This is a genomic window from Streptomyces hokutonensis, from assembly GCF_000376565.1.
Classification (GTDB): Bacteria; Actinomycetota; Actinomycetes; order Streptomycetales; family Streptomycetaceae; genus Streptomyces; species Streptomyces hokutonensis.
In genome coordinates this window covers 223,571-244,521 of the sequence record NZ_BARG01000047.1, presented here as the reverse complement: position 1 = coordinate 244,521, position 20,951 = coordinate 223,571, and the positions used below count along the sequence as shown (strand labels likewise).

The following is a 20,951-nucleotide window of genomic DNA, read 5'->3' as shown; positions in this document are numbered from 1 at the left end:
CCGGTGTCATCAGCGTGGCGGACCTCAACTAGCGCGCGGTCCACCCGCCGTCCACCGTGAGGGTGGTCCCGGTGACGAACCGCGAGGCGTCCGAGGCGAGGAAGACGGCGGCACCGCCGAGCTCCTCCACGTCTCCCACGCGGCCCAACGGCGTGCTGTCGACGATGCGTTCGCCCCAGCGGCTGGCCAGCAGACCGGAGCTGAGGTCGGTGTGGAAGTAGCCGGGCGCGAGGGCGTTGACCCGCACCCCGCGGTCGGCCCACTCGACAGCGAGGGCCTTGGTGAGGGCCTCGACCCCGCCCTTGCTGGCCGCGTAGGCGGCGATCCGCTCGAAGCCGGTACGTGCGTGCACCGAGGAGACGTTGACGATCGAGCCCGACCGCTGCTCCAGCATCACCTTGCCGGCCTCGCGGCAGCAGTAGAAGGTGCCCTGGAGATTGACGTCGAGGACCTGCTGCCAGTCCTCGTCGGTGACCCGCTCGCTGCGGGTGAAGTGCGGGCTCGTACCGGCGCAGTTGACGACCGCGTCGAGGCGCCCGGTGTCGTCGGTGATGCGCTCGACGACGGTCCGTACGACGGTGGAGTCGGCGACCGAACCGGGCAGCACCAGCACCTTGCCGCCGTGCGCGGCGAGTTCGGCCTCCAGACTCTCGAGGTCCGCCGCGGTACGGGCCGTTGCGGCCACGGTCGCGCCCGCCTGGGAGAGCGCGACGGCGATCGCCCGCCCGAGCCCCTTGCCCGCACCCGTCACCCACACCGTCCGCCCGTCGAGCCGGAGTTGGGCATTCACGTCTTTCAGGTCGCTCATCTCTCAGCCCTCCGCGGGGATGTCGCGCAGGGTCCGCTTGAGGACCTTGCCGGACGGGGTGCGGGGCAGCTCGTCGACGATGTCGAAGCGGGCCGGCACCTTGAACTTGGCGAGCCGGGCCCGGCAGAACTCCCGCAGCTCCTCCGCGCCGGCGTCCTCGCCGGGCCTGAACACCACGAAGGCGCGCGGCACTTCACCCCACCGGGGATGGTTGAGCCCGACCACGGCGGCCTCCAGCACCGCCGGGTGCTCGTACAGCACGCGCTCCACCTCGGGCGTGGCGATGTTCTCGCCGCCCGAGACGATCATGTCCTTCTTCCGGTCGTCGATGTAGAGGAAGCCGTCCTCGTCGACGTGCCCGATGTCGCCGGTGTGGAACCAGCCGTCCCGCAGCGCCGCCGCCGTGGCCTTCTCGTCCCGCCAGTACCCGGCGAAGACCTTCGGCCCGCGCAGCGTGATCTCTCCCAGCTCACCGGCCGGAACCTCGACGCCCGTGTCGTCGACGATCCGCACGCGTGTCTGCGGCACGGGACGCCCGACCGACCCCAGCTTGGACAGGGCGTGCTCGCGGTCGAGGAAGGTGTCACCGGAGACGGTCTCGGTCAGGCCGTAGGCATCGGCGAACCAGGCGTTCGGGAAGGCGGTCATGATCCGCCGCAGCACGGGCTCGGGGGTCTTCTCGCCGCCGCCGAGGATGAAGCGCACCGAGCTGGTGTCGTACTCCTCGCGGTCGGGCACCTCCAGCACCGCGTTGACCATGGCGGGCGCCAGCCACGCATTGGTGACCCGGTGCTTCTCGATCGCGTCCAGCACGCCCTGCGGATCGAACTTCCGCTGAAGGACGACACTCCCGCCCGCGTGCAGCACCCCGAGGGCCGGCATGTCCAGCCCGCCCACGTGGTAGAGCGGCCCGCACACCAGCGTGGTGTCCGCCGCCGTAAGACCGAAGTGGACGATGTGAGCGAGGTTCTTGGCCTCGAGGTTGCCGTAGGTGATCCGCACACCCTTGGGCCGTGACGTGGTCCCCGAGGTGTACATGAGCCGCTGAAGATCGTCGAGTTCGACGTCCACGGGCTCCACCCGCTCCCCCTTGTGCCGGGCCAGCAACTCCTCGTAGTCCGTCCACGGCTCCTCGGAGGGCTCACCTCCGCCGATCAGCACCCGGTGCTCAAGATCCGTCAGACACCCGGCGCTGCGCTCCACCGCCCGGACGAACTCCGGCTCGGTGACGATCACCTTGGCCTGCGCGTGCCCGAGGATGTACTGCCATTCCTCTTCGGAGAGGCGGTAGTTGAGCGGCAGGAAGACCGCGCCGAGCCGGTTGACGGCGTACACCAGCTCCAGGAACTCCGGCTGGTTGTAGAGCAGCAGACCTACGACATCGCCGCGCCCGACGCCCAGCTCGGCCAGGCCCGCCGCCAACTGGTTCACGCGCTCGTGCAGTTGACGGACGGTCAGAGAACGCTCGTCCTGGACGACGGCGACGGCCTCGGGCCGCTGTGCCAGGTGGTAATCGAGGATGCTCGCGAAATTGTGCACGGCTCACTCTCGCTCTGTGGTGTTCGGCGCTGAACACGGCTCGACCACGGCTCATGGGGCAAACCGGATCCCGACCGGTCGGTTGCCCACTCACATAATTTAGTGTACCCCTTGGTCTATAAAACCTATGAGCCGCACTTTACGACGGCGCGTGCGCATCGACAACCATCCGAGCGCTCGTGCCGCCGCTTCCGCCGCTTCCGCCGACGAGGAGGGTTCCCACGTGCCACGCATCCGGCTGGACACCGACGGACCGGTCGTCACGCTCCGCCTCGACAACCCGCCGATGAACGCCTTCGACTCCCTCCAGCGGGAGGAGCTGTCCGCCCGCGTACGCGAGCTGGCCGACTCCCCCGCGGTACGGGCCGTAGTCCTCTACGGCGGCGACCGGCTCTTCGCCGCGGGCGCCGACATCAAGGCCCTCGCGGCGATGGACCCGGAGGAGATACGAGGCTGGAACCGCGCCCTCCAGCGCACCTTCGACGAGGTGTCGCGGTTGCCCATGCCGGTGATCGCGGCGGTCACCGGCTACGCCCTCGGCGGCGGCATGGAGCTGGCCCTGGCCGCCGACTACCGGGTGGCAGCCGAGGACGCGATCTTCGCCCAGCCGGAAGTACAGCTAGGCATCATGCCCGGCTCCGGCGGCACCCAACGCCTGTCCCGCCTGATCGGCCCGTCCCGCGCGAAGAACCTCCTGATGACCGGCCGCAGGGTCAAGGCGGACGAGGCGCTCAGGCTGGGCCTGGTCGATGAGGTCGTCCCCACGGGCGAGGCCCTGAAGGCCGCCCAGACCTACGCCCGCCATCTCGCCGAGGGCCCACCGGCAGCCCTGGAGGCGATCAAGGAGGCGGTGGACCACGGCACGGACGCAAGCATGGCGGCGGGCCTTGCCCTTGAACGATCCCTGTTCACAGGCGTGTTCGCCACGGAGGACGCGACAACGGGACTCCGAGCATTTCTAAGTCGCGCCAAGAGAAGCGCCCCTTAAGGGGCGCGGGGAACTGCGCGACCAGCCCCCACCGGGCCCGCAGCCACAATCGATACGAAAGGGGCGGAAAAAACATGGAGGCACTCGTCTGGCACGGTGCACAAGACCTACGTCTCGAAGAGGTACCCGAACCACCTGACCCCGCCCCACACGAGGCCGTCGTAGAAGTGTCCTGGTGCGGAGTCTGCGGCACAGACCTCCACGAGTACCTAGAAGGCCCCCACATGATCCGCGAGGGCCCCCACCCCCTTACCGGCACCAAGCCACCCCTCGCCCTCGGCCACGAACTCAGTGGCACAGTAGTCGCGTTGGGGGCGTCTGCCCCCGGCATCGGCATCGGCGACCGAGTGACCGCAGACCCGGTCTGGCGCTGCGGCACCTGCTTCTGGTGCACAAGGGGCGAGTACCACATCTGCCCCAAGAGCGGCTCGGTGGGCCTGGCCTCCCCCGGCGGCTTCGCGGAACGCGTCACCGTCCCCCTGGCCGGCCTGACCCGCCTCCCGGACAACGTCACCGACGAACTCGCCGCCGTAGCAGAGCCGTTGGCGGTAGGCCTGCACGCCGTGACCCGCGCCGGCGTCAAACCGGGCGACAACGTCCTCGTGGTCGGCGGCGGCCCGATCGGCGTGGCAGTCGTCCTGGCCGCCCAAATCGCGGGCGCCGCAGGCCTGTTCGTGAGCGAACCCCTGGCCGGCCGCCGCGAGATGCTGCTCGGCATCGGCGTCACCGAGGCCTTCGACCCGCGCGCGAGCGACGTACGGCGCGAGGTGTTCGTGCGAACGAACCGCATCGGCCCGGACGTCGTCATCGACGCGACCGGCGTGCCCGCCCTCGCGGGCCAGGCCGTGTCGATCGTGCGGCGCGGCGGACGGGTCGTACTGGCCGGCGTCGGACACGGCAGCGTCGAGTTCGACATGGGCCAACTCGTGTTCTACGAGCGGTCGGTGGTCGGCACGCTCGGCTACAACTTCGACATCCCGCGCGTGATCGATCTGATGAGCACCGGACGGCTGGATGCCTCCGCCCTGATCACCGGCCGTTTTCCGCTCTCGGGAGGAGCCGGTGTCTTCGAGGACCTGGCCGCCGACCGGGCCAAGCACCTGAAGGTGCTGCTGACCCCGAAGGGACTGTGACATGGACTTCGACCTGCCCGAGGAGACCCTCGCTCTCCAGGACATGGTCCGCGAGTTCGCGGCCAACGAGATCACGCCCCACGCGGCCGAGTGGTCCGAGAACGAGATCTTCCCCACCAAGATCTTCACCAAGCTCGGCGAACTCGGCCTGATGGGCATGCTCGTGCCGGAGGAGTACGGCGGGGCGGGCTCGGACACGGTCACCTATGTCGCGGTGATGGAGGAACTCGGCGCCGCCGACCAGTCGGTGGCCTCCTCGTGGAACGCGCACTCGACCATCGGCACGCTGCCGCTGCTCGCGTACGGCACCGAGGAGCAGAAGCGGCGCTGGCTGACCCCGCTGGCGAAGGGCGAGGCGATCGGCGCGTTCGGGCTGACCGAGCCGGACGCCGGCTCCGACGCGGCCGGCATCGCGACCACCGCCCGCCGGGCGGACGGGGGTTGGGTGATCAACGGCACGAAGATGTTCATCACCAACGCGGGCACCGACATCAGCCAGGGCGTCACCCTGCTCGCCACGACCGGCAAGGGCGCGGACGGCCGGAAGGGCTACGCGACCTTCTACGTGCCGACGGGCACGCCCGGTTACACGGTCGGCGCGAAGCTGAAGAAGCTCGGCTGGCACGCCATGGACACAAGGGAGTTGGTGTTCGCCGACTGCTGGGTCTCCGACGACCATCTGATCGGCGAGGAGGGCAACGGCCTGCGGCAGTTCCTGTCCGTGCTCGACGGCGGCCGGATCAGCGTGGCCGCGCTGGGCCTCTCGCTGGCCAAGGCGGCACTGGCCCTCGCGGTCAAACACGCCAAGGAACGGCACCAGTTCGGGCGTCCGCTCTCCGACTTCCAGGCCGTGGCGCACAAGATCGCCGACATGGGTACGGAGTACCAGGCGGCCCGCTGGATGGTGTACCGCGCCGCGTGGCTCGCCGACCAGGGCCGTCCGCACAGCACGGAGGCCGCGATGGCCAAGCTGTACGCCTCCGAGGTCGCCAACCGGGCCGCCTCGCAGGCGGTTCAGATCCACGGCGGCTACGGGTACGTACGCGAGTCGGAGATCTCCCGTTTCTACGCCGACGCCAAGATCCTGGAGATCGGCGAGGGCACGAACGAGATCCAGCGCAATGTCATCGCCAGGGCCCTCGTCAAGGGCGCGTGAGGCGACGGGTCCCGCGGTGCGCCGAAGCGGCGGCGCACCGCGGATCCGGTCAGCTCGCGACGGAGACCGACTCCGACTCCCACAACGCCTCGGGATCGAGGGGCAGTTCGGGCCGGGCGCGCTTGAACTCGGCGGCCAGCGCCTCGACATCGGGCAGGTCGCCGACGGACGCGGCGAAACCGCGGAACAGCGTCGAGCAGTACTCGCCCGACAGGAACGCGGCGTCCCAACTGCCGCCGGGACGCACCCACTGATAGGTGTGGTTGTGCAGGTTGAGGAACTGGAGGGTGGCCAGGTGCGGTTCGACCGCGCGGAAGGTCCCCTCCTCGACGGCCTCGGTGAGCAGGCCGGTGATCAGGTGCTCGAAGTCGGCGCGCTGCCGCAGCACGATCTCCAGCTCCTTGCCGCTGAGGCTGCGGTAGTCGTGCTCGTAGACCCAGATGTGGTCGAGCCGGCGGAAGATGATCGTCAGCAGCGACTCGGACAGAAGGCGCAGCCGCAGCAGCGGCACCTCGTCGAGGGCCGCGATCTCCTTGGCGCGGGCCAGCAGCGGGCCGAGCACCCGCGACTGGATCTCGATCAGCAGGTTCTCCTTGGAGCCGATGTAGTAGTACAGGGCACCCTTGGCGAGCCCGACCGCGCGGCCCAGATCGTTGATGGAGGTCGCCGCGTAGCCCTGTTGCGCGAACAGGGACGCCGCGGTGTCGATGATCTTCTGGCGTCTGACTTCGAAGCCCGGCCCATGACCCGGCGGTCGTGGCATGTCTTCTCTCCCCTGGCTGTGACGACGTTCGTGCTGTCCCGGGCCCGCACAGGCGCCGCGCTGCGGCACGCCTGGGGGAAGCGGCCCCGGGGACGTCGCTCTAGTTTGCTAGACCAAACGGTACATTAAAGCGAGGACCGTATGACTCAGGCATCGCACCACATCGGAACCGCCACCGGCACCGCACGGACTGACCAGCTCCTGGAGATGTACCGGCGGATGCGCCGCATCCGCCGCTTCGAGGAGCGGGCCTCCGACCTGTACAAGGCGACGGAGATCCCGGGTTTCCTGCATCTGTCGATCGGCCAGGAGGCGAGCGCCGTCGGCGCCTGCTGGCCGCTCGGCGCCCGCGACGGCATCACCTCCACCCATCGCGGCCACGGCCACGTCCTGGCCAAGGGCCTGGACTCGGCGTCGATGATGGCCGAGCTGATGGGCAAGGACGCGGGCACCTGCCACGGCCGCGGCGGTTCGATGCACATCGCGGACCCCGGCCTCGGGATCTACGGCGCGAACGGCATCGTCGGCGCCGGCCTCCCGATCGCCGCCGGGGTCGCCACCGCCGCGAAACTCCGCGCGGCCGGTGACGTGGTGGTGGCGTTCTTCGGGGACGGGGCGGTGGCCCAGGGCATGTTCCACGAGGCCGTGAACCTGGCCGCCGTATGGGATCTGCCGGTCGTCTTCCTCTGTGAGAACAACCACTACTCGGAGTTCTCCCCCGAGTCCGAGCAGCACCGCGCCCCGCTCTCCGCGCGTGCCGCCGGATACGGCATCGAGTACCAACACGTCGACGGCAACGACGTGTTGGCGGTCGCGCAGACCATGACCGGGCTGGTCGCGCGGCTGCGCGCGGGCGGCGGTCCGGTCCTGCTCGAAGCCGAGACCTACCGCTGGCACGGCCACTACGAAGGCGACCCCGAGCGCTACCGCCCCGCCGAGGAGGTCGCCGCCGCCAAGGAGCGCGACCCGCTGCTGATCGCCCGCCGCCAGCTGGACGCGGCGGCGGCCGACGCCGTGGACGAGGAGATCGACAAGGAGATCGAGGCCGCGATCGACTGGGCGAGGAGCCTGCCGGAACCGGCCCCCGAGACCCTGCACGACTACGTCTCCGCCCCCCGCCTCCCCGTCCCCGAGCCCGCGCCGCTCCCGGCCGATGCCGAGATCTTCCGCTCCATGGACGCCGTACGCCTGGCCCTGGAGCATGAACTCACCGCCGATCCAAGCGTGTTCGTGGCCGGCATCGACGTCGGTGCGGGCGGCAACGTCTTCGGGCTCACCCGGGGACTCGCGCAGGCCTTCCCCGGCCGGGTGCGGGACACGCCGATCAGCGAGAGCGCCATCGTCGGTACGGCGGTGGGGGCGGCCATGGCCGGGATGAAGCCGGTGGTCGAGATCATGTACATGGACTTCATCGGCGTCTGCCTCGACATGCTCCTCAACCAGGCCGCCAAACTCCGCTTCATGACCGGCGGCCGGGCCTCCATGCCGCTGGTCGTCCGCACCCAGTTCGGCGCCGGCCGCTCCTCGGGCAGCCAGCACTCGCAGAGCCTGGAGGCCATCCTCGCGCACATCCCCGGCCTGACGGTGGTGATGCCGTCCAACCCCGCCGACACCTATGGCCTGTTGCGCGCCGCGATCCAGGACCCGAACCCGGTGGTCTTCGTGGAGAACCGCCTCCAGTACGGCCTCAAGGGCCCCAAGCCCCCGGCCGACCACCTGATCCCGCTCGGCAAGGCGAAGGTGATCCGCGAGGGCACCGACATCACGCTCGTCTCCTGGTCGCGGATGGTCCAGGACGCCCTGGCCGCCGCCGAGTTGCTCGCGGGCGAGGGCATCAGCGTCGAGGTGATCGACCTGCGCACGATCGCCCCGCTGGACCGCGAGACCGTCCTCGCCTCCCTCGCCAAGACCAACCGCCTGGTCATCGCGCACGAGGCCGTACGAGACTTCGGCGTCGGCGCCGAACTCTCCGCCATGGCCGTCGACGAGGGCTTCTGGCACCTGGACGCCCCGGTCACCCGCGTCGCCCCACCGTCCGTCCCGGCGCCGTACGCACCCTCGTTGGAGCACGTCTGGCTGCCGTCGCGGGACACGATCGCGGACACGGTGCGACGGATCGCCGCGGTCTGAAACAAGCGGTTCTACGACGGGAAGGGCCCCCAGAGACTCTGGGGGCCCTTCCCGTCGTAGCGCTGTCAGACGGTCGCGACCGGTGTCAGCGGACTGCCCTGCGTGCCGGGCAGGTTGAGCGGGGGCGCGGTGAGCAGGAAACGGCTGCGGTCGTGCTCGCGGAGCCAGGCCGCCAGCTTCTCCAGATACCACAACTCGCCCAGGGGAACGCCCAGTTTGAAGAGGCAGAGGTTGTGGATCGGGAGCAGTGAGTGCGGGGTGTTGTCCTCGGGGCCGACGCCCACTCCTTCGACGGCGTAGTTGTCCGAGATCAGCGCCGAGATCTGCGAGTCGGCGATCCACTCCAGCAGCGCCGGGTCGAACGCGTCGAGGTAGGAGGCCGTGGTGTGGATGCCCACGGGGTCCGGGTTCTTGCCCCAGCCGAGGACCGCGGTGTCGAAGCCGGTGTGCAGGAGGAGCATGTCGCCGGGTTCGACGACGATGTTGTCCGCCGCCATGATCTCCTGGAGCGTCTTCAGGTTGACCGGCTGCCAGGTGTTGCCCAGGTGGTGGGCGAGGTCGATCAGGACGCCCCGGCCCTGGACCCCGTGCTCCGCCATGTGCTCGAGGCCGAGGTGGCGGGCGAAACCGAGGGTGCCGCTGCCGTCGCCCTTGGCGTCCTCCTGCGGTCCGACGATGTCGGTGTCCGCGCGGTAGCCGTTGTAGTAGACCGCCTCCTCGACGCCGTCGCCGTCGGCGTCGAACTCCTGGCCCTGGTGGGCGAGCGCGTCCCACTGGGTCGAGTACTGGAGCCAGAGGGTCACCACGTCGTCGGACCAGACGTCCCTGAGGTGCGGCGAGAAGTGCTCGCGCGCCTTGATGTTGTAGAAGACGTCCTGCTTGTGTTCGAGGTCCTCGGTGGGCCGCAGGATCGGAGGGTAGCGCCGCTGGTTCAGCTCGCTCCCGCCCGGATAGTCGAGCGGCAGGCTCAGGCTGAAGCTGATGCCGTGCTCGACCTCGCGGACCCCCTGGAGCACCTTCTCGGGGGTGAGCAGGTTGATGCGACCCAGTTCGTCGTCATCACCCCAATCGCCCCACGTGGAGCCCGGCGGACGCTGCTTCCAACGCTTCGTCATGATCACGCCTCCTTCGGCGACAGTCCCCGTTGACCAGCCGCCCGCATGTTATTTGTGATTGTACCGATCGGTCAACGAATCCTGCGCACCCCCCTCCCTTTATCTTCGACTCATCAATAGACTGAGTGGTCGAAACACCCGACCTTGGAGCGAAGAATGAGCGAATCCACACAGGCGTGGGTCGTGGCGGGCGTACGGGCCGTGCTCGGCGCGCACACCCAGGCCCAGGACGCCGGCCGCACCGACGACGTCGTGGCGCTGTACACGCCCGACGGCGTCCTCGAACTGCCGGGCATGGACCCGATCGAGGGCCACGACGCGATCCACGCGGCCTTCAAGGGATGGGAGCCGACCCAGCCGCAGCTGCACCTCGTGACCAACACCGTCGTGACGTCCACGGGCGAGGACGAGGCCCGCGCGCTGAGCGACGTGGCCTTCCTCCAGCGCGGCGAGGCAGGCTGGGCGATCGGCGTGGTCGGGCACTACGACGACACCCTGCGCCGCCAGGACGGCACCTGGCTGCTGCACCGCAGGAAGACCACGTACCAGGCGTAACGGCCCTCCTCAGCAAGCCAGTTGACCTTCTCGACCTTGGAGTGAGATGACCACATCGATCGACGCGTCCGTCACGGCGGCCGTCCAGACCGCCATCGCGGCCTACGCCCAGGCCCTGGACGCCGGACGGGCCGACGAGATCGCCGCCCTGTACACCCCCGACGGCGTCGCCGAGATCGTCGGCATGGCCAAGTTCGAGGGCCGGGAGGCGATACGGCAGGGCTTCGGCGGCTTCGCGCCCCAGGCGCCGCAGTTGCACCTGATCGCCAACACCGTCGTCACCTCCGCCACCGAGGACGAGGCGACGGCCACCAGCAACCTGGCGTTCTTCGCACGCGGCGAGGCGGGCTGGACGGTACAGATGGTCGGGCGCTACGACGACGTCCTGCGCCGGCACGACGGCGCATGGCTGTTCCAGCACCGGGTCACGACCTTCGCCGAGTAGACCTCGGCGGAGCCCCGGACGCCCGTGCCGCCCACGTCCAGGGCGGCACGGGCGTCCGGGCGTTCAGGCGTCCGGGCTCTCGGCCTTGGAGAGGACGAAGGTCGGGAAGTCGTTCTGCTTCACGGTGTTGATCGCCTCCTGGAGCGCCCAGCGGCCCGTGGGGTTGAGGAGCTGCTTGACCGGCTTGCCGGGGATGTTGCCGCCGTAGAAGTAGCTGCTCTCCAGGAAGGACGACATCTTGCTGTTGTTCATGCTGTCCGTCCACTCCTCCTCGGCCGCCTCGGTGACCTCGATGACGTCGTAGCCGTGGTCGCGCGCGTGGACGATGACGTCGGTGATGATCTCGACCTGGTCGCCGGCGTAGCGCGGGTTGTTGCCGGTCGCGCCGTGCGGGCCGCCGGGGAAGAAGAAGTTGGGGAAGCCGGCCGTGGCGACACCGAGGTAGGTGCGCGGGCCGTCCGCCCAGTAGTCCTTCAGCGGGAGGCCCTGCCGGCCTTGTACACCGAGCCTGTTGAGGGCGCCGGTGCCGAAGTCGTAGCCGGTGGCCCAGATGATGATGTCGAACTCCTCGACACCGTCGGCGGTTTCGATGCCGTCCTCGGTGATGCGGGTGATCGGCGTCGTGTTGATGTCGACGAGGGAGACGTTCGGCTTGTTGTACGTCTCGTAGTAGCCGGTGCCGAAGGGGGGCCGCCGGCCGCCGTAGCCATGCCCCTTGGGGATCAACTTGTCAGCAGTTTCAGGGTCCTTGACGATGCTGCGGATCTTGTCCGCCATGAACGCGCACCACTCGGCGTTGACGGTCTCGTTCGACAGCATGTCCATGTAGTGCTCGGTGAGCTTGGTGAAGCCTGGACCGTTCCACCGCTCCTCGTAGAACGCCTGGCGGTCCTCCGGGCTGTCGTCGAGGCCGGAGTGCATGACGATCTGGTGCAGGAAGCCGCTCGGCGAGGTGTTCAGCGTGTCCCGGATGGACTCGAAGTTGGCCTTGAGCTCGGCCTGTTCCTCGGGCGTGATCGGCGCGTTGTTGAGCGGCGTGAGCCAGTCCGCGTCCTTCTGATACACCGTCAACTGCGCTACGTCGTCGGCGATCGCGGAGATGATCTGCACCCCGCTGGAGCCGGTGCCGATCTGGGCGACCCGCTTGCCGGTGAAGTCGACGGGGGTCTTCGGCCAGCGCGAGGTGTGGTGCTGCTCGCCGCGGAAGTCCTCGCGGCCGGGGATGTTCGGGATGAACGGCACCGAGAGGTTGCCGGTGGCCGCGACGACATAGCGGGCCCTGACCTCGGTGCCGTCGCTGCCCCGGACGGTCCAGGTGCCGGAGGGCTCGTCGAAGACGGCCGAGGTGACCTTGACGCCGGTGCGGATGTCGCGCCGCAGGTCGAACCTGTCGACGACGTGGTTGAAGTAGCGCTCGATCTCGGGCTGGCCCGCGAACCGCTCCGACCACTCCCACTCCTCCCACAGCTCCTTCGAGAACAGGTAGCCGTAGGTGTAGCTCTCGGAGTCGAAGCGCGCCTCGGGGTAGCGGTTCCAGTACCAGGTGCCGCCCACACCCGTGCCCGCCTCGAGGAGCCGCACCGAGAAGCCCGCCTCGCGGGCGGTGTACAGCTGGTAGATGCCGGTGACGCCGGCCCCGATGACGAGGACGTCGACCCGGTCCTGGACCGCCGGCTTCGAAGATTCGCTCATTTGCGCTCCATGGTGACTGGGGCTGCGGCTCCCACATGAGCCTGGTTTGATAGTTCGACCAGTCGGTCGAATATTCAGACCGAGAGTAGATGAGGGGCTTGGCCCGATCAATGGCGATGACGGAGAGAGCTTGGACCAGCCATATCCGCGACAGGCATTGATTGTACCGACCGTTTGATCTAACTTTCGTTTGGGACGAATGCAATCCGCATGCACCGGGAGTCGCGCATGAGCGCCGAAGACGTCAAGGAAACCACCGATCTGCGCGTCGCGGGGCTGAAAGCCCTGCGGGCCGCGCTGCCCGGGGTGGTGCCCGCGGAGGGCGAACTCGACATGCGGGACGGCAAGTTCGGCGAGGATCTCGTCGAGATCGGCCTGTCCACCGTGTGGGGCGCGCTGTGGGGCCGCGAGGGGCTCGCCCCGCGCGACCGCAGTCTCGTCACCCTCGGCATCCTGATCGCGCTCGGCGCCGAGACCGAGCTGAAGACCCATGTCCGGGTCGCCCTGACCAACGGGGTGACCAGGGACGAGCTGGCCGAGGTCATCTACCACTCCGCCGGGTACACCGGCTTCCCCAAGGCCGTGGCGGCCCGTACCGCGGCCCGCGAGGCCCTGGGCGAATAGCCGAACACGAACCACCGGTGCCCGTCCTCCGGCACCGCGCACGAGCGCAAGGGAGCGCACATGTCACTGCAGGGAAAGGTCGCGGTCGTCACCGGCGGCGGCCGGGGCATCGGCCAGGCGATCGCGAAGGTGCTCGCGGCCAGGGGAGCCGCGGTCGCGGTGTGGGACCTCAACACCGAGGGCGCCGAGAAGACCGCGGCGGCCATCCAGGAGGCGGGCGGCACGGCGATCGCCGTATCCGGCGACGCGGCCGAGGCCGGCGCGGTGGCAGCCGCCGCGGCCCGCACCCGCGAGGACCTCGGTCCGGTCACGATCCTCGTCAACAACGCGGGCATCACCGCCTACGAGCCCTTCACCAGCATCTCCGAGGCGTCCTGGGACCGCATGATCGGGATCAACCTCAAGGGCCCGTTCCTGGTCACCCAGGAGATCGTGCCCGACATGCTCGCGGCGGGCTGGGGCCGGATCATCAACATCTCCTCGTCCTCCACCCAGACCGGCGCACCCGCCATGGCGCACTACGTGTCCTCCAAGGGCGGTGTCATCGGCCTCACCCGCGCCCTCGCGATCGAGTACATCGAGAAGGGCATCACGGTCAACCACGTGCCGCCCGGCTTCATCGACACCCCGCTGGTCCGCCAGGGCCCCGTCGACGTGGACGCGGCCGCCGCCACCATGCCGATGAAGCGCGCCGGGCAGCCGGAGGACGTCGCCTACGCGGTGGCCTACCTCGCCTCCGAGGAAGCGTCCTACGTCACCGGCCAGACCCTCAGCACCAACGGCGGACGCTACCTCGTGTGAGCACCCGCACAGAACATCGCGACGACGCTGCAACGGAGCAGAACATGAGCATCGAGGACGACACCGGGGCCGTGGCCCACGTGCTGGTGGTGGGCGCCTCCGCGTCCGGGCTGACCACGGTGGAGGCCCTCCGCCGCAAGGGGTACACCGGGCGGATCACGGTGCTCGGCGCCGAGCCGCACGCCCCGTACGACCGTCCGCCGCTCTCCAAGCAGATCCTCTCCGGCGCCTGGGACCCCGACCGGGCCGCGCTGCGCACGGAGGAGATGCTGACCGGCCTGGACACCGAGTTCGTGTACGGCGATCCGGCGGTCGGTCTCGACACCGCGACCCGGACCGTGCGCACCGAGTCGGGGCGCGAGCTGAGCGCGGACGCGGTCGTGATCGCCACCGGTGTACGGCCCCGAGTGCTGCCCGGACAGGGCGAGTTGACCGGCGTGCATGTGCTGCGCACCCTCGACGACGCGCTCGCCCTGCGCACCGATCTGCTCGCCGGGTCACGTCTGGTGGTCGTCGGCGAGGGGGTCCTCGGCTCCGAAATCGCCGCCACGGCACGGACGTTGGGCCTGGACGTCACTCTCGCCGGGCCGCTGACAGGACCGCTGGCCCTTCAGGTGGGCCCGCTGGTGTCGGGGCTGCTGACCGAGCTGCACACCGAGCGGGGGGTGCGGCTCCGGCTCGGGAACGGCGTCTCCGGGTTCACCAGCGCCCAAGGCCGCGTCTCCGGCGTCGAGTTGAGCACCGGCGAAGTGCTGCCCGCCGATGTGGTGGTGGTCGCGATCGGGGCGAGTCCGGCGACGGAGTGGCTGGCCGGCAGCGGGCTCGAGCTCGACAACGGCGTGGTGTGCGACTCGCGTTGCCGGGCAGCGCCCGGGATCTACGCCGTCGGTGACGTGGCCCGCTGGCACCACGAGCAGCTCGGCCGGCTGATCCGGCTGGAGAACCGGACGAACGCCACCGAACAGGCCATGGCCGTCGCCGGCGCGATCCTTGGGGAGGACCGGCCCTACGAACCGGTGCCGTACTTCTGGACCGATCAGTTCGACGCCAAGCTCCAGGTGCACGGCTTCCTGCCGGCCGATGCCGAAGTCGACGTCGTGGACGGTGACTTGACGGCCCGTCGGTTCGTCACGCGGTACCGCAGCGGGGGCCGGGTGACCGGGATCCTCGGCTGGAACATGCCCAAGCAGGCCAGGCAGCGCCGTCAGGAGATCGTCGACGCGGTCCCCTCCCCCGCTCCCGCCCACTGAACGATCAGGAGAGTTGCCATGAAGGTTGTCGTCGACGAGGACAAGTGCGTCGCCGCCGGGCAGTGCGTCGCCGCCGCCATGGACGTGTTCGACCAGCGCGACGAGGACGGCATCGTCGTCCTGCTGGACGAGAACCCGCCGGCCGAACTGGCCGACGACGTACGGAACGCGGCGGCGGTGTGCCCCGCGCTCGCGATCCGTATCGAGGAATAGCCCCAGCCGCACTCCCCCCACCCCCACCCTCATCTGGAGGAACCACCATGTCCGAGGCCGAGACGGAACTCGCCGCCCCTGACGCGGAGCTCTTCGACTACCCGGGCGCGCGGGACCGCACCTGTCCGTTCGCCCCGCCGGCCGGGCTGCGTGCCCTGAACGAGACGGCGCCCGTGTCCCGGGGGCGGCTGTGGGACGGCAGCACCCCGTGGCTGGTGACCGGGCATGCCGCGCAGCGCGTGATCCTGTCCGACCCGCGCGTGAGCTCGAACGACAAGCAGGCCGGGTTCCCGCACCCGAACCAGGCCATGGCGGAGAACTCCCCCCACCACCCGCTGACCATCTTCAACGCCGACGGCGCCGACCACACGCGGATCCGCCGCATGATGACGGCCCCGTTCACGCGCAACCGGATGGAGAAGCTGCGGCCGGAGATCCAGCGGTTCACCGACGAGCTGATCGACAAGATGCTCGCGGGCCCGAACCCGGCGGACCTGAACGAGGCGCTGTCGCTGCCGCTGCCCTCGCTGATGATCTGCGCGCTGCTCGGAGTGCCGTACGAGGACCACGAGTTCTTCCAGGAGCACGCCTCGCTGGCCACCCGCAGCGACAAGACCGCCGAGCAGGACCGGGCGGCGAACCAGGCGCTCGGCGGCTATCTGGCCGGGCTGCTGCAGAAGCGGATGGAGGAGCCGAGCGACGACGTCATCTCGGACTTCGCCGGGCGGATCAAGGCGGGCGAGGTCACCCTGCCCGAGGCCGTCATGCTCTGCATGATCCTGCTGATCGCCGGTCACGAGACCAGCGCCAGCATGATCACCCTGGGCACCGCCCTGCTGCTGCAGAACCCCGAGCAACTCGCCCTGCTGCGCGGGACGGACGACCCGAAGGTCGTCGCGAACGCGGTCGAGGAGATCCTGCGCTATCTGACGATCCCGGCCCTCGGACAGCGGCGGATCGCCGCCGAGGACATCGACTTCGAGGGCGTCACCATCAAGGCCGGCGAGGGCATCGTCGTCGCGCTGCCCGCGGGCAACTGGGACCCGGCGGCCTTCCCCGAGCCGGAGAGGTTCGACATCACCCGCGAGGCCCGGCACCACCACGCCTTCGCCTGGGGCATCCACCAGTGCCTCGGCCAGCAGCTCGCCCGCATCGAACTGCAGGTCGTCTACGGCACGTTGTACCGCCGCGTCCCGACCCTGCGCCTCGCCGTCGGCTTCGACGAGCTCAGGTTCCGCAGGGACGACGCGCTCGCCTACGGCATTCACGAGCTGCCGGTCACCTGGTAGCCACCCCACGCGATCCACGCTTTCCCGCACACAACTGGAGTCACCCATGAGCGAGTTCGGCTTCGAAGGACGCGTCGCCGTCGTCACCGGCGCGGGCCGTGGCCTCGGCCGCGCCTACGCCCGTCTGCTGGCGGAGCGCGGGGCGAAGGTCGTCGTCAACGACCTGGGCGGGTCGATGGAGGGCGAGGGCTCGGACGCCGGACCCGCGCAGAAGGTCGTCGACGGGATCGTCGCCGCGGGCGGTGAGGCCGTGGCCGACACCCACGACGTGTCCACGACCGCGGGCGGCGAGGCCATCATCGGCACCGCGATCGAGAGCTTCGGCCGGATCGACGTCCTCGTCAACAACGCCGGGATCATCCGCTACGCGGGCCTGCCGGAGATCGAACTCGACAACCTGGAACGGCACTTGGCCGTCCACCTCCTCGGTTCCTTCAACACCATGCGGGCCGCCTGGCCGCACTTCGTCGAGCAGGGCTACGGCCGCGTCGTGCTGACCACCTCCAGCGGCATGTTCGGCATGGACAACAACCTGTCCTACGCCGCCGCGAAGGCGGGCACGGTCGGCATGGCGCGCAGCGCGAAGCTGGCGGGCGAGCCGCACAACATCAAGGTCAACCTGATCGCGCCGGCCGCGATGACCCGGATGGGCGGCGGCCCCGAGGAGGAACCCGCCGAGACCGCGGAGGGCATGCCGTACATGCCGTCGTCGGCGGTGGCGCCGATGGTGGCCTACCTCGCGCACGAGAGCGTCCCGGTGAGCGGCGAGATCTACACGGCCGGCGCGGGCCGCTTCGCGCGGGTCTTCCTGGCCTCGACGGAGGGGTACGCGCACGAGGGCGGCGACGCCTCCGTCGAGGACGTCGCGAAGAACTGGGACGCGATCAACGACGAGAAGGGGTACTACGTGCCGGCGGACCTGATGGCGTGGTCCGGGTCGTTCCTTAAGCACCAGTTCGGATAGGACGGGCAGGGGGAGGCGGTGAGCCGCCCCGCCTCCCCCTGTCGCCTCAGGTGGTCGCGCGGCCCGCGATGTGCCACTTCGACGGCAGCTCGATGCGGGCGCCGTCGGCCCTGAACTCGGTGGTGATCAGGGGGAGTTCACCGCTGGCGAGGATGGTGAGGCCGGCCGCGCGGAGGAGTTCGGGGACCTCGTCGTCGGAGACTTCGCCGGGGGCGATGCCGTGGCGGAGGATCGGGGCGAGCTTCGCGGGCGGCCCCTCCGGGTCCTGGGCCAGGCCGCCGATGATCGGGCGGGCGGCCTCGGCGAGTTCGACGAGGAAGACCTGGCCGCGCTCCCCGACGAGCGTGGCGATCCCGTCCACCAGCGGCTGCCGGTCCTCGGGGTCGACCTGGTGCAGCACACCCCGCATGTAGACGTTGGCGTCGCCGAGTTCGGCGTGCAGCGTCTCGACCTCGGTCTTGTCGGTGGCGTCCAGCAGCCGGTAGGTCGCCTGCCCCGCCGGGTCGGCGTGCCGGGCATGGTCGACGGCAGCCGCGGACAGGTCGACGCCCAACACGTGGTTGAAACGGTCGGCGAGGAAACGGGTCTGCGTGCCGTTTCCGCAGCCGAGGTCGATCATCTGGAGGCCGGGGTCCCGCAACTTCGGCTCGAACAGGGCGAGATGGAGTCCCACTGTCTGCGTCGGCGACGCGTCCCAGAAGACGGCCCCCTGTTCCTCGGGCGCCTCGCGCCAGAAACCTTCCCAGGCGTCCCGGTACCGACTGGTCACGCTCATGCCCAACTCCCCAGGATGCAAGGCCGTTCCGCCGTAAGTGACGGACCAGTACGGTTTATCGCGCCAGGGTCCCGCTCACAAGCACACGGCGCATTCCTTCACCGCTCATTCGACACGTGTACCCCGATGTGCGCCTCGCGCGCCCCCTCGGTCACCTGCGCTTCAGCGGCGCGGCAGGGGTCAGCGGCGGGGGAGCGTGAGTTCGAACCAGACGGTCTTGCCGGCGGTGGTACGGCTGGCGCCCCACTCGCGGGCGAGTGTGCCGATCACGTGCAGTCCGCGCCCGAACTCGTCGTCGGGGCCGGCGCTGAGCAGGGTCGGCAGGGTGGGGTCGTCGTCGTCCACCTCGCACAGCAGGGTGTCGCCGCGCACCAGGCGCAGTTCGATCCGGCGGCCGTGGGAGTGGCGTACGGCGTTGGTGACCAGTTCGTCGGCCAACAGGGTGGCGGTGTCGGCGAGTTTGGCGAGGCCCCACTCGTGGAGCTGTTCGCGGACCACCGCGCGGGCCCGGCCGACCTCGGCCGGGTCGAGGGCGAGCCGCCATTCGGCGACGTCGTCCGGCTCGATGCCGTTCAGCCGGGCCATCAGGAGGGCGACGTCGTCCTTGCGGCCGCCGCGCGTGTTGAGGGAGCGGATGATCGTGTCGCAGGCGTCGTCCATGGACGCGGCCGGATGCGCGGCCGACTCGCTCAGCGTCGCGAGTCCTACGCCGATGTCCTCGCCGCGCACCTCGACCAGACCGTCCGTGCACATCACCAGCCGGTCGCCGGGGTCCACACGCACGCGGACCGCCTCGAAGGGCACCCCGCCTACACCGATGGGCGCGCCCGTGGGCAGGTCGAGGAGCTCGCTGCGGCCGTCCCGGGCCCGCACGATCACCGGCGGGATGTGGCCCGCGTTGCCGAGGTGGAGTTCGCCCGCGATCGGGTCGTAGACGACGTACAGGCAGGTCGCGAGGTAGGTGTCGCCGAGGCGCTGGGCCAAGTCGTCGAGGTTGCGCAGGAGTTGGGCGGGCGGGAGGTCCATGGCGGCCATGGTCTGCACGGCGGTGCGCAACTGGCCCATCATGGCGGCCGAGTTGAGGCCGTGGCCCATGACGTCGCCGACGACGAGCGCGGTGCGGGCGCCGGGCAGTTTCACCGAGTCGAACCAGTCGCCGCCGACGCGTCCGAGGAGCGTGCCGGGCAGATAGCGGGTGGCGATGTCGCAGCCCGCCATGCGTGCCGGGATGTGCGGCAGCATGCTGTCCTGGAGGGTCTCGGCGACGGACTCCTGGTAGGTGTACATGCGCGCGTTGTCGAGCACGAGGCCCGCGCGGGCGGCGAGTTCGGCGCCGGTGACGCGGTCCATGTCGTTGAACTCGACGCGCTCCGGGTGGCGCAGCAGGATCATGAAGCCGAGGACGACGTTGCGTGCCTTGAGCGGGACGACCAGCATGGAGCGGCCGGTGATCAGCGGCCGGATGTCGCGCTTCTCGAACTGCGCGGCGATCATGTGCCCCATCTGCTCGCTGATGCGCGGCACGAGGACGGGGTCGCCGGTGGTCATGCACTGGAAGAACGGGGTGTGGGCGGGGAACGGCATGGCTTCGCCGACCGGGATGACGTCGTCCCAGCGGCCGGGTTCGTCGGTGTGCTCGACGGCGACCCGGTGCCACATGGTGGTGGTGTCGGGCACACCGTCCGGGAACCCCTCGCCGGCGACGACCTGTTCGCGCAGATAGGTGCCCGCGACATCCGTGAAGCGGGGTACGACGGCCCGGCTGACCTCGAGGATGGTGGTGGCGAGGTCGAGCGAGGTGCCGATGCGTCCGCTGACCTCGTTGAGGAACTCCAACCGCTCGCGTACGGCGACGTATTCGAGGTCCTCGCGCTCGTCCACGATCTCCTCGGGCACGGGCAGGCCCTCGGCGACCGCGAGGGCGGCCCGCTCGCGGCGCGCCTTGCGCTCGGCGCGGCGGGCGACGCCCCAGTCGGGGGTCACAGGCACCCGTTCGTTCTGGCTGAACTCCAGGACGGGGTAGCCCAGTTCGAGGACCTGGGCGACGATGCGGGCGCTCTCGTCGACGCTCATGCTGGGCAGGATCTCGGGGAGCCTGCGGGCGAGTTCGTCGGCGCCGGGGAAGTCGGTGTGGTGGGCGAAGGCGGGTGCTATGCGCTCGAAGGCGCCGTCCGCCTCGGGGAGGTCCTGGCGCAGTCCGTCCGCGTCGGCGGCGAGCACGAGCAACCGCTCCTGACCCGGTCCGACCAGCGGGTACGCCCACCACAGGACGTCCACGCGATCTCGCTCGGGCACGGTGAGGCGGGCGCGTCCGGCGGCCGGGTAGGACAGCTGTCCGTCGAGGGAGGACTCCAGGTCAGGGCCGAGTCCGTCGTAGGACGCGAACGCGCCGAGGGGACTGGTCTCCTCCTCGTCGGGCAGGGCGCCGGAGACGGGGAGCAGGTCGACCGCCGTCTGGCCGATCGCCTCTTCCTTGGTCGTGCCGAAGAGCCGCCGGGCGCCTCGGCTCCAGTGCGAGACGAGTCCGTCGCGGTCGATCAGGATCACAGCCAGCGGGATACGGCCCGCCGCGGTGTGCTCGCTCACCACGTCGTCCCCGGCTCCGCGGCCGGGAGGCGCCTCCCGCTCGGTGCCACGGTCCATGGCCCAGGCCCTCTCTCCCCACGGCTCCGCAAGATCTGTGCCGCCATCCACCACGCTACGGGGGCGGC

19 protein-coding genes are annotated in these 20,951 nt (G+C 70.0%); 12 read left to right on the top strand and 7 right to left on the bottom strand.

Going from position 1 to position 20,951, the window contains the following annotated elements; translation table 11 throughout:
* Positions 1-28 precede the first annotated feature (28 nt).
* Entirely contained in the window at positions 29-808 is a 780-nt protein-coding gene (locus SSP08S_RS29875; protein ID WP_019071326.1) for an SDR family NAD(P)-dependent oxidoreductase, read from the bottom strand.
* A 3-nt stretch (positions 809-811) separates the two neighbouring features.
* Positions 812-2,347 (bottom strand): acyl-CoA synthetase, encoded by a 1,536-nt coding sequence (locus SSP08S_RS29870; RefSeq protein ID WP_019071325.1) that lies wholly within the window; start codon positions 2,345-2,347, stop codon positions 812-814.
* 232 nt (positions 2,348-2,579) lie between these two features.
* Here SSP08S_RS29870 and SSP08S_RS29865 point away from each other — a divergent pair, with 232 nt between their 5' ends.
* The 3 genes from SSP08S_RS29865 to SSP08S_RS29855 all read left to right on the top strand — a co-directional run bounded on the left by SSP08S_RS29865 (position 2,580) and on the right by SSP08S_RS29855 (position 5,624).
* The gene (locus SSP08S_RS29865) at positions 2,580-3,335 is read left to right on the top strand and encodes an enoyl-CoA hydratase/isomerase family protein (RefSeq protein ID WP_026178944.1); all 756 of its coding nucleotides are present in this window, start codon (positions 2,580-2,582) and stop codon (positions 3,333-3,335) included.
* Between the two features lie 74 nt (positions 3,336-3,409).
* A complete protein-coding gene (locus tag SSP08S_RS29860; protein ID WP_026178943.1) occupies positions 3,410-4,468 on the top strand; it encodes a 2,3-butanediol dehydrogenase in 1,059 nt (352 codons plus the stop codon).
* A 1-nt stretch (position 4,469) separates the two neighbouring features.
* Positions 4,470-5,624: an acyl-CoA dehydrogenase family protein gene (locus SSP08S_RS29855; protein WP_019071322.1), complete on the top strand. Its 1,155-nt coding sequence runs from the start codon at positions 4,470-4,472 to the stop codon at positions 5,622-5,624.
* Between the two features lie 49 nt (positions 5,625-5,673).
* Here SSP08S_RS29855 and SSP08S_RS29850 read toward each other — a convergent pair whose 3' ends face one another.
* Positions 5,674-6,387 carry a TetR/AcrR family transcriptional regulator gene (locus SSP08S_RS29850; RefSeq protein WP_019071321.1) on the bottom strand — a complete coding sequence of 238 codons (714 nt, stop codon included), beginning with the start codon at positions 6,385-6,387 and terminating at the stop codon, positions 5,674-5,676.
* A gap of 141 nt (positions 6,388-6,528) precedes the next feature.
* Between SSP08S_RS29850 and SSP08S_RS29845 the strand changes: the two genes are divergently transcribed.
* The gene (locus SSP08S_RS29845; protein ID WP_019071320.1) at positions 6,529-8,517 is read left to right on the top strand and encodes an alpha-ketoacid dehydrogenase subunit alpha/beta; all 1,989 of its coding nucleotides are present in this window, start codon (positions 6,529-6,531) and stop codon (positions 8,515-8,517) included.
* 65 nt (positions 8,518-8,582) lie between these two features.
* Here SSP08S_RS29845 and SSP08S_RS29840 read toward each other — a convergent pair whose 3' ends face one another.
* Positions 8,583-9,632 carry a cyclase family protein gene (locus tag SSP08S_RS29840; protein ID WP_026178942.1) on the bottom strand — a complete coding sequence of 350 codons (1,050 nt, stop codon included), beginning with the start codon at positions 9,630-9,632 and terminating at the stop codon, positions 8,583-8,585.
* Positions 9,633-9,788: 156 nt separating this feature from the next.
* On the opposite strand from SSP08S_RS29840, the gene SSP08S_RS29835 reads away from it, so the two are divergent.
* Together SSP08S_RS29835 and SSP08S_RS29830 are read left to right on the top strand one after the other, a co-directional pair.
* Positions 9,789-10,187, top strand: a complete 399-nt coding sequence (locus tag SSP08S_RS29835) for a nuclear transport factor 2 family protein (RefSeq protein ID WP_019071318.1) — start codon at positions 9,789-9,791, stop codon at positions 10,185-10,187.
* Positions 10,188-10,233: 46 nt separating this feature from the next.
* Positions 10,234-10,632, top strand: a complete 399-nt coding sequence (locus SSP08S_RS29830; protein ID WP_019071317.1) for a nuclear transport factor 2 family protein — start codon at positions 10,234-10,236, stop codon at positions 10,630-10,632.
* A 63-nt stretch (positions 10,633-10,695) separates the two neighbouring features.
* On the opposite strand, the gene SSP08S_RS29825 is transcribed toward SSP08S_RS29830, so the two are convergent.
* Complete coding sequence (locus SSP08S_RS29825; RefSeq protein ID WP_019071316.1) at positions 10,696-12,324, bottom strand: flavin-containing monooxygenase; 1,629 nt, start codon at positions 12,322-12,324, stop codon at positions 10,696-10,698.
* Between the two features lie 228 nt (positions 12,325-12,552).
* Here SSP08S_RS29825 and SSP08S_RS63090 point away from each other — a divergent pair, with 228 nt between their 5' ends.
* Genes SSP08S_RS63090 through SSP08S_RS29795 form a run of 6 tightly spaced genes read left to right on the top strand, consistent with a single transcriptional unit; the run spans position 12,553 to position 17,465 of the window.
* Positions 12,553-12,948, top strand: coding sequence for a carboxymuconolactone decarboxylase family protein (locus tag SSP08S_RS63090; protein ID WP_019071315.1), 396 nt, complete (start codon positions 12,553-12,555; stop codon positions 12,946-12,948).
* 60 nt (positions 12,949-13,008) lie between these two features.
* Complete coding sequence (locus tag SSP08S_RS29815) at positions 13,009-13,749, top strand: SDR family NAD(P)-dependent oxidoreductase (protein WP_019071314.1); 741 nt, start codon at positions 13,009-13,011, stop codon at positions 13,747-13,749.
* A 44-nt stretch (positions 13,750-13,793) separates the two neighbouring features.
* The gene (locus tag SSP08S_RS29810) at positions 13,794-14,999 is read left to right on the top strand and encodes an NAD(P)/FAD-dependent oxidoreductase (RefSeq protein ID WP_019071313.1); all 1,206 of its coding nucleotides are present in this window, start codon (positions 13,794-13,796) and stop codon (positions 14,997-14,999) included.
* A gap of 18 nt (positions 15,000-15,017) precedes the next feature.
* Positions 15,018-15,212, top strand: coding sequence for a ferredoxin (locus SSP08S_RS29805; RefSeq protein WP_019071312.1), 195 nt, complete (start codon positions 15,018-15,020; stop codon positions 15,210-15,212).
* Between the two features lie 47 nt (positions 15,213-15,259).
* The gene (locus SSP08S_RS29800; protein WP_019071311.1) at positions 15,260-16,501 is read left to right on the top strand and encodes a cytochrome P450; all 1,242 of its coding nucleotides are present in this window, start codon (positions 15,260-15,262) and stop codon (positions 16,499-16,501) included.
* A 46-nt stretch (positions 16,502-16,547) separates the two neighbouring features.
* Positions 16,548-17,465, top strand: coding sequence for an SDR family NAD(P)-dependent oxidoreductase (locus SSP08S_RS29795; RefSeq protein ID WP_019071310.1), 918 nt, complete (start codon positions 16,548-16,550; stop codon positions 17,463-17,465).
* Positions 17,466-17,511: 46 nt separating this feature from the next.
* Here SSP08S_RS29795 and SSP08S_RS29790 read toward each other — a convergent pair whose 3' ends face one another.
* Positions 17,512-18,240, bottom strand: a complete 729-nt coding sequence (locus tag SSP08S_RS29790; RefSeq protein WP_019071309.1) for a class I SAM-dependent methyltransferase — start codon at positions 18,238-18,240, stop codon at positions 17,512-17,514.
* Between the two features lie 180 nt (positions 18,241-18,420).
* On the bottom strand, positions 18,421-20,883 hold the full coding sequence (locus SSP08S_RS29785) for an ATP-binding SpoIIE family protein phosphatase (RefSeq protein WP_019071308.1): 2,463 nt from the start codon (positions 20,881-20,883) through the stop codon (positions 18,421-18,423).
* Positions 20,884-20,951 lie beyond the last annotated feature (68 nt).